Below are 14,292 nucleotides of genomic sequence, written 5' to 3' on the forward strand. Positions count from 1 at the left end.
CTCTATGCGGCGCGATCCTGCCACTCGATCACCTTCATGTAGTTGCGCAGGCGGTTGCGCTCCATTGCGGCGAGCAGGGCATTGTTGTGGAACGGTGCGACATGCAGCGCGACATCGCCGCTCCACGGCGCGGTCGCATCGAACAGGATTCCGAGACCGAACACCGCCGGGATATGCGCCCAGGCAAGTTCGCGGCCCTTGGCGCGTTCGGCGTCGATGAAATCCTCGACCGCCGTCAGCACGCCATTGCGGGGGCCGCCGATATGGTCGGCCATCGCCCAGTCGGTGCCGCCGCGAAAGCCTTGCCCCGGTACCAGGTCAGGCCGGTCGAGCATCGTCCCGGCGTTGAAGGTATGCGGGTGGCGATGCTCGGCGGGGATGCGGTCGGGCGCATAATACATGTCGCGCCGCGCCGTCGGCCAGCTGACGTCGTGGAGAAACGCCAGCAACGGCTTGCCCTCGCGCTGGCACAGCGCATCGGCCGCCTTGAGCTCGTGGAACACGGTATAATAATTGTGATCGCCATCGATCACCCAGCCATCGACGTCGGTCAATTTGTCGATCACGTCGAGGCTGGCGGCGGGCAGGTGCGTCACGCCCGGCGCGCTGTTCGCCCAGGCCACGAATTCCGCGCGCGGTGCCGGATCGATGCTGGTCAGGCACCCACCGGAGGCCACGGCGTAATCGGCCAGCAACTGCGACATGCCGCCGAATTCCGCGCCGATTTCGACGATGTTACGCGCCCCCGACAGCCGCAGGCTGCCGAGGATGAGGTCCGAAAATTCGGTCATCGAGTGGATCAGCAAGTTGCTCATCGTGCTGCCGCCACGCCGATATCGGCCAAAGCAGGTTGCGACGGCATCGATGGCGCGCGCAGTGCGATCGGACGGAACACGACCGCCAGCATCATCGGGCGCGCGTCGCGTCGCGGCGGCGGCGGGATCATCATGAAGGCGGCCGCATCCTCGCAGCGGTAAAGATGCGGTGCGGTCTGCTCGATGCCCTCAAGTGTCGGCTTTGCGACTACCTCTTCGAGGCCCGAACGCTGCTGTTCGCTCAGGAAGCGTTCGACCGGCATGAAGGTCACGCTTTCGACCTGCACCCAATCATAAAGCTGGCCGAACTGCAGACCGATGGCATAGCGGCAGTCATCGATCGGGATCGGCGCAATGTAATAGCCGTCGTGCGTCGGCGTCGCGGTGATCGTCGCGGTGTCGACGGTGCGGCCATCGGCGATCAGGATCGGCAGGGTGATCGTCTGATCGATGAAATCGGCATATTTCAGCCCCAGCCCGAAACGCTTCTGGGCGAGCAGCGTGAGCTTGACGGCAAGCCCTTCGCCCTGCAGCTCGGCGGGCAGATACATCCGTTCCGATCCGCGCATGTAGAACAGCCCGCGCTGGCGCAGCCCACGGCGACCGATCGCCGGATCGAACAGCGGCACGACATCCTGCACGCCGAGGTTCACGTCGTGCTGGAACTGTGAGAGCACCGCCAATTCCTGCGGCATCGGCAGGAACATCAGCCGCGCGAGCACGGCGACCGCCGCGCTGCGCATTGCGGCCAGATCGATCGGCCCGGCCGGGCGGACGATCGCCGCACTCGCATCCTTCACATAGCATACCGTGCCGCGCTGAACCGCGTCGCGCGTTTCACTTTGCCCGCCCTTGATTGCGTTGGCCGAACGGACCGCTGTGCCATCGACGGTGTAATCGACCACTGAGCCTTGCGCGGCGGTGCACAGCTGTTCGAGCACGGCGACGTTGCCGCAAAGCGCCTCTAGCGTGGCGGCGTCATAGTGCTGCGGATCGATGAAGCCGATCTTATCGAGCCCCGGCATGTCCTGTTCGCGCAGCAGCAGATAGCGGCCTGCGACCGACACATTGAGCATTTCGCGCAGTATGCGATCGACACGGTTCTGTACCGACCCGTTATAGCCGAGATCGACCAGCATCAGCACGTCGCCCTTGGCCGGCGCGACGGTCGCGCGCAGATAGGCCGCGAGCCGATCGGCGAAGGCCCGCGAGCGCGCCAGGATGCTCTTCATCCGCGGTGCCGACCGCACCGCCCGAAGCAAGGCGGGGAAGGGCGCCTGCTTGGGCAGATCGCGCAGGATCACGGCGATTTCCTGGGGCTTGAACAGCAATTGCTTCAGGATCGCCTCGATGTTCGATCCCAATTCGCCGCTCAGATAGGCGAGGACGTCGGCCTCGCTGCGGAAGGACGACGCGGTTGCGGTGAAGCGGCTGATCTCGGTCGCGTGCGTCGGCGCTTCACCCTGCTGGCAGGCATCGAAGGCGAGGCGGGGCAAATGACCGTCGCGCATCAGGAACAGGATGTGGACCTGGCCATCGTCCGTGGTTGCGCGCAGGCGTTCGGACTCCGCGTGGACCCAGCGCGCAAAGCCGTGGAGCACCGGACCGATCGTGGTGTAACCCAGCGTCTCGGCAGCATCGTCGATCTGGGGCTCGCCGAGTGCGATCGGCGCACGGTGCGGCTGGCTGTGGCGATCAGGCGGGGTGGTGCCGACATGGATCATCGCGCCCGTGGCCGCCTCCAGGCGCAGGCGCTGTTCGGTGGTCTCGGTGAATTGCTTGAGATGCAGCGCCTGCACGCCGGCCTTTTGCCCGCCGATCAGATCGGCCGCGCGATTGTCGCCGATGTGCAGGATCGTCTGCGCCGGAACGCCGAGCCGCTTGATGACGGCAGCCAGCAGGCCTTCGCCCTTCGACATGCCGAATTCGGACGAGCAGAAAATCAGATCGATCAGCGCGCGCACATCGTCACCCGCGGCATTGGCGATCAGCGCGCCGAGCTGCCCGGCATCGAGATAGGTGTCGCTGACGATGATGACTTGCAGCCCGCGGGCCTTTGCGTCGCGCATCAGCGCAATGACCGGTGCGAAGCCGAAGCAGTGCCGCGCTTCGGCCGCCAGTTCCTGCGCGACCATCGACTGTCGCTCGTCCGCGTCTGCATTCGGGAGCAGTTGCGCGTAGATTTCGGCGATGCCGACTTCGTTGCGGCGGTGGCGCAACAACGCATTGGCGCGAGCGCGCTGTTCGGCCCAGATGCGCTGCATCGAGCTTGGTCCGTCGAGCACGCGGAACACGTCGCTCGGCGCATGGGTGTCGCGCCACAGCAAGGTGTCGAAGCAATCGAGCGAGAGCACGCGGACATCGGGTCGCGCTTCCAGCACGGTCGGCAGATCGCGGGGCAGGATCGTGTCATTCATGCGGGATGGTTCCTGCAAAGCCTGAAGGGTCGGCGGCCGCATGGCGCGCCCACTCCATTATAGGACGATGCACCGGTCGAAGCCGGTTGACGCCGCGGCGGCGGCAAATCGTCTAGAATAGGCTATCAGCCGGAGGAATTTGCATGTCTCTCAACGCCTATCTTCGCGCGCGGACCATTGTGGAAACACCGCGGCAAACCGAGCGGCGGCTCATGCTGGAAATTACCGGCGAGATGATCCAGGCGCGCGATGCGGGCCTGTCGAACGGCGCGTTGATGCCGGCGCTGCACCGCAATCGCGAAGTGTGGCGGACGTTTTCGGCAGTGTGCGGCAGCGTCGGCAATACCTTGCCCGACGGTTTGCGCGCGAGCATCATTTCGCTGGCGTTGTGGGTCGATCAGTTCACCAGCGACGTGATCACCGGTCGGGAATCGATCGATGACCTGATCGCGGTCAATCGCGACATCATCGACGGCCTGTCGGGGACAGGAATGCCCGGCTGATCCGCTGATCCGAAGGCCAAAACACAACTGCCGCGGCGCCCCTGGGGGCCGCGGCAGTTGTGTTTTGGGGTGTGGAGGGGGCGGAGCGCGCAGGCCTATCCGCGTCCGCGCACCTTTAACGCGCGCGCGGCAAGGGTTTCCGCAGATGGCCGGAAGTGGACCGGGCCCCCTTGGGGACGCGCGTCGATTGTGAAGCGCGCGGTCTGATCGGACAGGACGGCCACTTCGTCGGCAAGCGTTTGCGCGGCGGCGGAGGTACCCTCGACCATCGCGGCATTCTGCTGCCGCGTCTGGTCCATCACCGACACCGCCGAGCGAATGTCCGCAATCGCTGCCGTCTGCGCGGCATTGTCGGTCGAAATGCCACAGAGCAGCGAATGGACCCCGGCGACATCGGACGAGATGGCGAGCAGCGCGCCATCGACACGACGCACGGCTTCCACCGCGCTGCCGATCTCATCCTGCGTCACGGTCAGCTGATCGCGCGCGCGCTTGGCCTCTTCCTCGGCGCGCATGGCAAGGGCCGACACCAAATCCGCCACCACCGCGAAGCCGCGACCCGCGTCGCCCGCGCGGCCTGCCTCGACCGCAGCATTCATGGCAAGAACGCGCGTCTGGAAGGCGATCTTGTCGAGACCCTCGATCACGCTGTCGATGCCCTTGGCGCTTTCGCTGACGCGCGTCATCGCCTGGACGGCCTCATCGGCGGTCGAGCGGCCGCCGCCGACCGTGTCGATCGCCTGATCGGCGCGCTGGACGGTCGCATCGGTGGCCTGGGTGGTCACTTGGACTCGGGCGTCGATTGACCCAAGGGCGGTCAGCGTTTCCTGCAGGCTGGTCGCGGTGAGTTCGGTACGACGCGCGAGGTCCTCCGATGCATGGGCGATCTCGTCGGAGCCGGTGCGAATGCCCTCGGCACTGCACGCGACGCACCCGATCAGTTCACGCAAGTTCGCGAGCGCGGCATTGAAGGCATGTTTCAGCTCGGCATAGCTTTCCGGGAAATCGACCGTGATGTCCGCCGACAAATTGCCGATTTCGACCTGCTTGATATTGGCGACCATCGTGCGGACGACATCGGCGTTGATCTCGGCCTGGCGATTGATCTCGATCTGCTCGACCGCGGCGTCTCGGAAAGTGAACATCGCTTTGGTCAGGCGACCGACACAGTCGGTATAGTCGGTGTACGCGATCGGCGCGTGCAGGTCGCCCGCGGCAAGCGCCTCCATGCGGACCACCGTCGACACATAGGGGGTGGCGATCATGCGGCGGAACGACAGGCCCGCGGCGACCGCCGCGCCGGTCGCAACCGCGCCGATCGCAAAGCCCGCGCTCGGCCAGATCACCGGCGCGAGCGTGGCGATTGCCGTCAGGGTCGTGGAAAGTCCAAAAGCAATCAGTAACTTTATTCGGATCGGGGCATTTTTGATGAACCAGTCAATCATCGAAACTCGTCCTAAGCTGGTCACAACGATCGCGCGACACCGCCATTGGGCAGTCACTGACCCATGGCGGTGCCGCTGAGCGCGATCAGAAGGCGTTCCAGTCGTCGGCTCCTGCCGGCGCGAGCGCGGCCACGGGCGAGCGATAGGGCTCGGCTGCCTTCTTTGTCTTTGCCGCGGCAGCGGGCTTTGGCGCAGCGATGGGCTTCCGCCGCTGCGCCGATCCGGCATCGATGGTGAACAGCGCCGTCTGGTTCGACAGCGAGGACGATTCCGCGGTCAGATTGCGCGCGGCAGCCGAGGTTTCCTCGACCATCGCCGCGTTCTGCTGCGTCGCCTGATCCATCGCGCCGATCGCTGCACTGATCTGCGTGATGGCCGAAGACTGTGCGGCCGCATCGTCAGCCATCGTGCCCAGCAGCTTGTGCACTTCGCCCACATCGTCCGAGATGTTGGCGAGCGCGCCGTCGACATTCTGCACGGCCTGCACGGCGGTGCCGATTTCAGCCTGCGTGACGGTCAACTGATCCCGTGCGCGCTTCGCCTCTTCTTCGGCGCGCATGGCGAGGGCGGACACCAGATCGGCGACGACCGCGAAACCGCGGCCGGCATCCCCGGCACGACCAGCTTCGACCGCCGCGTTCATTGCCAGAACGCGCGTCTGGAAGGCGATCTTGTCGAGGCCCTCGATCACGCTGTCGATCCCCTTGGCGCTGTCGCTGACGCGCGTCATCGCCTGCACGGCCTCTTCCGCCGTCTGTCGACCGCCGCCGACGGTGGCGATCGCCTGATCGGCGCGTGCCACGGTCTGCCCCGACGAGATGGCCGTTGCCTTCAGGCGCGTGTCGATCTGGACCAAGGCGGCGCTGGTTTCCTCCAGGCTCGCGGCATTGCCCTCGGTGCGGCGCGCCAGATCTTCCGAGGCCTGGGCGATTTCCTGCGAACCCGTGCGGATGCCGTCGGCGCTGTCGGTGACGCCGCCGATCAGGCTGCGCAGCTTGTTGAGCGCGGTGTTGAAGTTGGTCTTCAGCTCTTCGAACTGACGCGGGAAGGCGCGGTCGATTTCGGCCGTCAGATCGCCGTCCGAAAGGCTGGCGAGGCTGTTGGAGACGATCGCGATCACCTCCTGCTGCTGCGCGTCATTTTCCAGCTTGGCTGCGGCTGCCGCTTCCTGCGCGACGGCGGCATCGCGGAAGACGAGGACGGTCTTCGCCATCGCGCCGACTTCGTCCCCGCGATCGACACCCGGAACCTCGACGCGGTTCTCTCCGGCCGCCAGGCGGGACATTGTTTCGCGCAGCGTGTTGAGCGGGACAGTGATGCCGACGCGGGCGACGATGATGCTCAGCCCGACGCCTAGCAGCGCGCCGAGGAAGCTAATTACCATCACGGTCCAGGAGGTGGCGATTGACGTCTCGGAGAGCTTTGCACTGGTCGTCTGCGCGTTCGCGATGGCGGCCTCGTTATACTCTGTCAGCGCATGGGAAAAATCGTGCGCCACGACGTCTGCGTCCCGCAGAACGGCCAGCGCTTCGGCGTCTCGGTTCTGAAGGCCGAGCGCTACCGCCTTAGAAGTTAAGCGATGAAGCCGCTCCATTGCAGCCCGGAATTCCCCGACCTTTGTGGCCTTTTCCGGGACAGCTTTGTCGGCGAAAGCGAAGCGCTCTAAGGCACTATCATACGCCTTTTTTTCCTCCCCTGCTGCAGTCGCTGCTTGTTCACTTTTACCATCGTACGCCATCGTTTGATACGCCGCGCCCGTCATGACCGCGATCCGTCGGTTCACTTGGGTTAGCTTCACGGATGCGGTCATTTCGTTGACCAAATCCGAATAGACCGCATCGGTCTTGCGCAATTCGTTCGACCCCATCCAAGCCACGCCGGCGGTCAACAACCCGAGCATCGCCAATAAGGCGATGATCTTGGTAGCGATTTTTGTGTTTTCGAGAATTTTCATTGCATGGTCCCGGAGTTTGAAAGGCAATTGCTGTCAGCCTGGGTGGGGCAGGCGGTATTGGGGAGGGTCAGAAGGCGTTCCAGTCACCGCCGTCAGCCGAGGCCGCGACTGGCATCCCGGCTGGTGTGGGCAAAGCGGAGACGGGGGAGCGGTAACTGGTGCGCGCTGCGGCCGCGTGCTTGGCCGGATTCGCCGCACGTCGCGTCGGACGGTCGTCGATCGTGAACATCCCGGTGCGCTGCGAGAGGGAGGTCACTTCGTTGATAAGCGTGCGCGCCGCCGCAGAGGTTTCCTCGACCATTGCGGCATTTTGCTGCGTCGCCTGGTCCATCGCACCGATCGCAGCGGTGATCTGACTGATGGCGGAGGATTGGACGGTCGCATCATCGGACATCGTGCCGAGCAGCGCATGGACCTCGCCCACATCGCCCGAGATGTTGGCGAGCGCGCCGTCGACCTTTTGCACGGCTTGAACGGCGGTCACAATGTCGGTCTGGGTCAGTGTGAGCTGGTCGCGCGCGCGCTTGGCCTCCTCTTCCGCGCGCATCGCGAGCGCGGAGACCAGGTCCGCCACAACCGCGAAACCGCGACCCGCATCGCCGGCACGTCCCGCCTCGACCGCGGCGTTCATCGCCAGAACGCGCGTCTGGAAGGCGATCTTGTCGAGACCCTCGATCACGCTGTCGATGCCCTTCGCGCTGTCGCTGACGCGGGTCATGGCCTGGACCGCCTGCTCAGCCGTCTCCCGCCCGCCGCCGACGGTGGCGATCGCCTGGTCGGCGCGTGTCACGGTCCTGCTCGATGATGCCGCAGTCGCGCGAAGCCGACCGTCGATTTGCGCGAGTGCCGCGCTGGTTTGCTCCAGGCTTGCGGCATTGCTTTCGGTGCGCCGGGCAAGGTCTTCCGACGCCTGCGCGATTTCGTGCGATCCCGTACGGATCCCGTCGGCGCTCTGGCTGACGCCCTGGATCATCTCGCGGACCGAGGACAGGGACTGGTTGAAGCTAAGTTCAAGCGCCGCAAAGCTTTCCGGCAGCCCGTGCAGATCCGTTACGAGATCGCCATCGGCCAGCGATTGCAGCGCACGGCCGAGCGTCGCGATCGCCTGATCGCGTTCTTGCTGACTCTGTTCGAAATAGATCGAGATCGACAGCTCCAGATCGAGCAGCGCCGCCTTGACGATTGCGATGCTGGCGGCGCTGGCCGAAGGCGTGCGGAACCGCGAAAACAGACGCCGCCAAGGAGAACAGCGCTTGGCGACCCCGCTCAGCAATTTCTCGAGCACGAGCGCATACCCGCCGACATACCAGCGCGGCTCCAGCCCGATCCGCGCATGGACCGATCCGATCCGGCGCACGCTCGAGTGGAATTCGTCGTCGAACTTCCCGCTGGCAATGCGCATCCAGTGCGCGTCCTGCGATGCCTTGGCCTTCGACATATGCGCTTCGTCACGGAAGAAAGCGGAGGTCTCCGGCGTGGCGCGGGCGGTACTGTAAAAATGATCAAGGCCGTCCCCGATCATCGATGCGATCATCGGCGTAATCTGCGCGAGCGTGGCGCGCTCCTTTTCATGGATGCCCATGAAATTGAGGCGGGCCAGCACGTGTTCGTTGATCATCGCGGCATTCCTCCAGACTAGAATCGCGCCGGTCTTCGCATTGGGGATCGAAGGCATATTCCCCGCGACCGCAGCGAAGGCTGACGCGAGGATCATGTCACCTTGCTAGTATAGGAAGGAAACCGGGCGCTAAACGCGGCGGTCCAGATAGTGACAGAAAATGAGGTACTTATCTGTCGTTTGGTGCGCTGTGCCGTGTCGGCATGATCGACATCCTATAAAGATGTCATGTCGAGATTTGAGATACCTCTACCTGTCCGGTCGCCTGGCGCGATCTGCAATCGTCACCGCTGGGTGCCACATCTAGGCGTCATCGGTTTGCTGTGCATGGCGTCGATTGCCCCCGCATGTGCCAAGGATGCCAAGCCAGGCCCTTTGCTCAAAGCGGTGGGTGCGCCGGCTGGATTGGAACTGCGGGGATCCGCCCGGTCGCGGGTGGAAGCGATCGACGGGCAATTTCGTCCCAATCGGGCGACATCCGATCTGTTCTGGTCAGCCCGCACAACTCTGTTCGCGGCTTACAAGCGCGGCCCCGTTCGCGTCGGCGGGGAGTTGATCGACGCGCGCGGCTATGGCGAGCGGGCCAATTCGTCGGCGGGCAGTGGCGAGATCGATGCCCTCGAATTGTCACAGGCTTTCGTCTCGATCGACCTTGGCGACCGTCTCGGCCACAACACCAAGGCCGTTTTGACCGGTGGTCGTTTCACGCTCGATATCGGATCGAGCCGCTTGGTCGGGCGCGCCGATTTTCCCAATACCGTGAATTCCTACACAGGGGTAAACCTCGATCTGACCCGGCCCGGCAAGGACCGGATCTTCGCCTTCTGGGCGATGCCGCAGACGAGGCTACCCGCCGATTCCGCCGCGATTCACAACAACGCGATTCAATGGGATCGCGAGAGCAGCGCGCTGCAACTTTTCGGAGCTAGCTACCTAAGGCTGCAGGTCCGGCCCGGGGTCAGCGGCGAAATCTATGGCTATCGCCTCGCCGAGCATGATTCTCCCGATGCGGCAACCCGCGATCGTGGGCTGGTCACCTTAGGGGCGCGGCTGTTCCGGGCACCAGGCACCGGCTTCGATTATGATGCCGAGGCGGCGTATCAGTTCGGCACGGCGCGCGCGACCAGCGCGGCGTCTGACCTCGCCGACCTTCGGGTCTCGGCCAGCTTCGCTCATGCAGAACTCGGCCGTTCGTTCAAAGGCCGTTGGGCGCTGCGCGTGTCCTTGCATTTCGATTATGCCAGCGGTGACCGCGGCAAGCCGGGCGAGTACGGCCGGTTCGATCCATTGTTCGGAATGCGTCGCGCCGATCTCGGGCCGACTGGCCTTTACGGTCCGCTCGGTCGCAGCAACATCGTGTCGGTGGGGGGCGAGTCGATGTCACGCCGTCGGCCCGGTGGGACGGTTTCCTTTCGGTGCAGAAGCTGTGGCTGGACAGCGCGTCCGACAGTTTCGCCGCGACCGGGGTGCGCGATCGCAACGCTGCCGCGGGTAGGGACGCCGGGGTACAGGTCGAGGGGCGCGCGCGGTATTGGGTTATTCCGAAGCTGCTCCGCTTCGATCTCGGCGCAGCGTATCTGGGCAAAGCGCACTTCCTGCGCGCCGCATCGAATGCGGCGCATACCGGCGACACGCACTATCTCTATTTCGACGCAGCGGTGACGTTCTAGTCACATATTGGCACAACGAATGACAAATCGTACGACTACGTACTTCCCCTTAAGCGACATGGCGACCGCGAAAGATACCTTCCTGTTGAGGGAAGACACGGTTTTTCAATGGCGAGCGAGACAATAAGCGCGATGCGAAGGCCGCTCGTTCTGGCGATTGGCGAAGGCGCCTTTCGTGGCGTTCTCGCTGCGCATTTGACGCTGCACAACCATATGCCGATCATCTGCACCGATCATCTCGATCCTGCGCTTGGCCCGGCACTACGCGGTTCGGCCATTTTGGTGATCGAAGAAACGCTGATCGCCGCCGCGCCCGAGCAATGGGCCGAGACGCTTCGGGATCAATGTTGGGGCGGGGCGCTGATCGTCATCGTCGATAACGTACCCGAAGGCATTCGCGCGAGCGAAGGTGTCGCGCTGGTCAATCGGGCGCTTGCGATATCCGCGATCACCGACCTCGTGGAGAAATGGCAGGCCGACGGCAGCAACCTGCTCAGTCGGCCAAGTTGAAGTCGGCCGCGAAGGCAACACGAAGGGCCTCCGACAAGCTTCGTACGCCCAGTTTGTCCATCAGATTGGCGCGGTGAATCTCGACCGTGCGGGGACTGATATCGAGCTCGTAGCCGATCACCTTGTTGGCACTGCCAGCGACCAGCCCGGCCAGTACCTCGCGCTCGCGCGGGGTAAGTTTCGCAATCGCCTGCTGCGCCGTTTCGACGCGGGCGGCGGCATGTTGGTCCTGCTCCAGTTTCGAAAAGGCGTTCTCGACCACTTCCAGCAGGACCTGCGGCTCGCACGGCTTTTCAAGAAAGTCGAGCGCGCCGAGTTTCCACGCTTGCACGGCCACCGATGTGGCGCCGCGTCCGGTCAGGATGATCGCGCCGAATTTGGGGCTGACGGCCGAAAGCTCACGCAACACGTCCAGCCCGTTGGCACCGGGCATGTCATAGTCCAGCAGCACGCAGCCCGACTGCATGTCGTCGAGTTGGGCCAGAAAGTCGTCGCCCGATCGATAGGGAAAGATCAGCAAATTGGGTTTGACCGATAGCAGTGCCTGCATCCCCGCACGAACGGCCTCGTCATCGTCGACGATATAGATACTGCGCGTGCTCATGATGCCGTGTCCCCTGTCACTCTATCCATTTTAGGAAGGGTAAAGCGGAAAATGGCTCCACCATTCGGATTATTCCCGGCATGGAAGGTCCCGCGATGTGCTTCCACGATCCGGCGGCAGATCGAAAGTCCCACGCCCATGCCTTTTTCCCCCTTGGTCGATACGAACGGTTTATAGAGCGTGGCGAGGACTTCAGGGTCAAGTCCCGGACCCGTATCGCTAACACTGCATTCAACCATGTCGCCGGGCAAGACCGTCGTGCGAATGATGATCTCGCGCCGGTCGGGCGGACATTTGCGTAACTCTTCGATCGCATTGCGCAGCAAATTGGCGAGCACCTGCTGAATCTGCACCGCATCCGCCAGCACAGTCCGCGCTTCCGGATCGAGTTCGTAGCGTAGCTTGATATCGGATTGCGCACCACCGACGAACGAAAGGATAACGGCGTCCTGGACGACCGTATCCAGATCGACCGCGCGTGTATCGACTTCAGCCTTGGTGATGAAATCGCGCATCCGCCGGATGATGGCACCGGCCCGCAACGCTTGCTCGCTCGCCATTTTGACGAAGGCCTGTCCGCGCGCGACATTAGACGGATCCCCCAGGATCGCCTCTGCCGCTCCGAGGAAATAGACTGTGGCGGCAAGCGGTTGGTTGAGTTCGTGTGCAAGTCCCGTCGCCATTTCACCCATCGCGCTCAGGCGGGATACGTGCAGCAATTCGGCACGCATGTCGGATAGTCTCTCGTCCGCCGCATAGCGTTCCGACAGGTCCTTGCAGAAGCCGGTGAACAAATGGTTCTCACCAGCATCGGATTCGCCAAGCCAGAGCTCGACCGGCACCAACGTACCGTCACGGCGTTGTAGCGACAGGACTCGTGGCCGCTCGCTGAAGCTTTTTTCCTGCCTCGCCAGATACTTCGGGATAAAATTGTCGGGCCTCGCGCGAATCGGGTCGGGTGTGAGCATTTTGACATGCGATCCGATCGCCTCGTCGGCGGCATAACCGAACAGTCGCTCCGCCGACGCGCTGAACGCCTGGATGATGCCGCGATCGTCGATGATGATCATCGACGAGGGCACGGTCTTGAGGGCTGAGAGGAACAGCTCCTTCTGGACGTGCAGGGCCTGCTCGCGTTCCGCCCGATCGGTAATGTCGATGATGACGCCCAGCGCGCGATAGAATTTGCCCTCTGCATCGTAGAGGAAGCGCGACGACCCTTCGATCGAGCGCATACCGCCGGCCGGGGGGTAGAAGCGATATTGGTAACTGACGCGCTCGGCCTGCATTTTCGTCGCTTCCGCGATCGCGCGCTGCATGCCGGCAAAATCGTCCTTATCGACGCAGTCGATCCACTGCACATGCTTCTCGATTTCGCCCTGACGCAGACCTAGCCGTTGCTCCGCGCCGGCCGAAAAGGTCACCTCGCCGCTGGCCACGTCCCATTCGAAGCTGCCGATTTCGTGTGACGCGAGCGCAAGTTGCAGATTGGCCTCGGTTTCATGCAACGCCTCTTCCGCCGCCACGCGCGCGGAAATGTCGGTCATCGAATGGGCGTAGACCGGGGGGCGACCGGGTTCCTCGACGCGGCGCACGCGCTCGACCACGTGAACCGCGCTTCCGTCGCGCCGATGCTCGATCACCTCGCGATCGGAGTTATGCACATCGTCGGCGCGACGTAACGGCACACCGGATTGTGCATCGACCGTCTGCAGCAAATCATATTTGCGGCGCCCGACCGCGTCGTCCGCGCTCCAGCCGTACAAATCTTCGCAGCCGCGCGACCAGTGCTGGATTTCGCCGGATGGCGTGGTGAGCGCGATCGGTACCGAGTCCATCGCATGAGTGACTTCGACCAGCGCTTCATGCTCGGCCGAAATCCTGGTGATCGACCAGAATACGAGACCCGACATCACCAGGATGTTGATCGCCGCCGCGATTATATCGATGAGCGCGGCGGGGAGAACATCGACCTGGTCCATCGCGATTTCGACGAACGCGGTCACCGCCGGCATCAAGAGGATGGCCGGTAATATGTGGCGGAGCTTGCCCGCGAGCGCTGGATCGGTCCGCAGCAATTCGAACCAGCCAATTCGACCGCGCCATAATAACAAGGCAGCGGAAATGAAGAACGCCTGGAAGGTCGCCGGAGCGGACAGCAGAGCCACTTTCTCGGGCCCCATCGTGTGCAAAATCTGAAGATAAACGATGTTCGCGCCGAGAAACGAAGTGCCGAGCGCAACGCTGGCCAGCATTATGACGATCTGCGCCGCGAACCGGCCCGGCCGGGTCGCAGCCGCGACCGACAGTGTAAGGAGCGTGATCGTGCCAGCGGTAATGCTGTAGGGCGGACCATTGGCCATCGCATACGTGGCCATCTGATCAGGCCAGAGCCACTCTTCGATTGGTATGCGCAGCTGCGACACGGTCCGCAGGCTCCAGCCGGAGAGGTAGGTAAGCGGTACGGCGAGCAGCCAAATAGGAAGCTGTCGATAACCGCGCATCGCAGTGAGCAGCGACAGCGCGATGGCGATGTACGTGATTGCGGACAGCGGGTGGACGGGATGGTCTGCCTGGCCAAATCCTCTCAGCCACGCATTGTCGAGCGCCCAACCGAGCAAGCCGAGACTGCCGCACACAACTGCAGCTATTGCGCACAATTGCGGCAGCAACGCGCGCATCGGCGAAAACGTAACGTTGCCGACATGTTCCCCTGGGTAAACCTGGGTCAGCGCCAGCGCTTTGGTACTGAACAT

At 63.5% G+C, this 14,292-nt stretch carries 10 protein-coding genes; 3 read left to right on the top strand and 7 right to left on the bottom strand.

Annotation, left to right across the window (positions count from 1 at the left end; genetic code table 11):
- Positions 1-2 precede the first annotated feature (2 nt).
- Together AB5I39_RS13480 and AB5I39_RS13485 are read right to left on the bottom strand one after the other, a co-directional pair.
- Positions 3-815 carry a class I SAM-dependent methyltransferase gene (locus AB5I39_RS13480; RefSeq protein ID WP_404367785.1) on the bottom strand — a complete coding sequence of 271 codons (813 nt, stop codon included), beginning with the start codon at positions 813-815 and terminating at the stop codon, positions 3-5.
- A complete protein-coding gene (locus tag AB5I39_RS13485) occupies positions 812-3,232 on the bottom strand; it encodes an HAD family hydrolase (RefSeq protein WP_404367788.1) in 2,421 nt (806 codons plus the stop codon). The genes AB5I39_RS13480 and AB5I39_RS13485 overlap by 4 nt, the downstream gene beginning before the upstream one ends.
- A 143-nt stretch (positions 3,233-3,375) precedes the next feature.
- Here AB5I39_RS13485 and AB5I39_RS13490 point away from each other — a divergent pair, with 143 nt between their 5' ends.
- Entirely contained in the window at positions 3,376-3,735 is a 360-nt protein-coding gene (locus AB5I39_RS13490) for a flagellar biosynthesis regulator FlaF (RefSeq protein WP_404367791.1), read from the top strand.
- 95 nt (positions 3,736-3,830) lie between these two features.
- Here AB5I39_RS13490 and AB5I39_RS13495 read toward each other — a convergent pair whose 3' ends face one another.
- The 3 genes from AB5I39_RS13495 to AB5I39_RS13505 all read right to left on the bottom strand — a co-directional run bounded on the left by AB5I39_RS13495 (position 3,831) and on the right by AB5I39_RS13505 (position 8,752).
- Positions 3,831-5,180 (bottom strand): methyl-accepting chemotaxis protein, encoded by a 1,350-nt coding sequence (locus AB5I39_RS13495; RefSeq protein ID WP_404367794.1) that lies wholly within the window; start codon positions 5,178-5,180, stop codon positions 3,831-3,833.
- Positions 5,181-5,265: 85 nt separating this feature from the next.
- A complete protein-coding gene (locus AB5I39_RS13500; protein ID WP_404367797.1) occupies positions 5,266-7,134 on the bottom strand; it encodes a methyl-accepting chemotaxis protein in 1,869 nt (622 codons plus the stop codon).
- A gap of 67 nt (positions 7,135-7,201) precedes the next feature.
- Positions 7,202-8,752: a protoglobin domain-containing protein gene (locus tag AB5I39_RS13505; RefSeq protein ID WP_404367800.1), complete on the bottom strand. Its 1,551-nt coding sequence runs from the start codon at positions 8,750-8,752 to the stop codon at positions 7,202-7,204.
- Positions 8,753-8,980: 228 nt separating this feature from the next.
- Here AB5I39_RS13505 and AB5I39_RS13510 point away from each other — a divergent pair, with 228 nt between their 5' ends.
- Complete coding sequence (locus tag AB5I39_RS13510) at positions 8,981-10,414, top strand: alginate export family protein (protein WP_404367803.1); 1,434 nt, start codon at positions 8,981-8,983, stop codon at positions 10,412-10,414.
- Positions 10,415-10,554: 140 nt separating this feature from the next.
- A complete protein-coding gene (locus AB5I39_RS13515) occupies positions 10,555-10,932 on the top strand; it encodes a hypothetical protein (protein WP_404367806.1) in 378 nt (125 codons plus the stop codon).
- On the opposite strand, the gene AB5I39_RS13520 is transcribed toward AB5I39_RS13515, so the two are convergent.
- A complete protein-coding gene (locus AB5I39_RS13520) occupies positions 10,916-11,536 on the bottom strand; it encodes a response regulator transcription factor (protein WP_404367808.1) in 621 nt (206 codons plus the stop codon). The two genes, AB5I39_RS13515 and AB5I39_RS13520, sit on opposite strands and share 17 nt — an antisense overlap.
- On the bottom strand, positions 11,533-14,292 hold the full coding sequence (locus AB5I39_RS13525; RefSeq protein ID WP_404367811.1) for a PAS domain S-box protein: 2,760 nt from the start codon (positions 14,290-14,292) through the stop codon (positions 11,533-11,535). The genes AB5I39_RS13520 and AB5I39_RS13525 overlap by 4 nt, the downstream gene beginning before the upstream one ends.

The sequence above is a fragment of the Sphingomonas sp. MMS24-J45 genome, assembly GCF_044881195.1.
Classification (GTDB): domain Bacteria; phylum Pseudomonadota; class Alphaproteobacteria; order Sphingomonadales; family Sphingomonadaceae; genus Sphingomonas.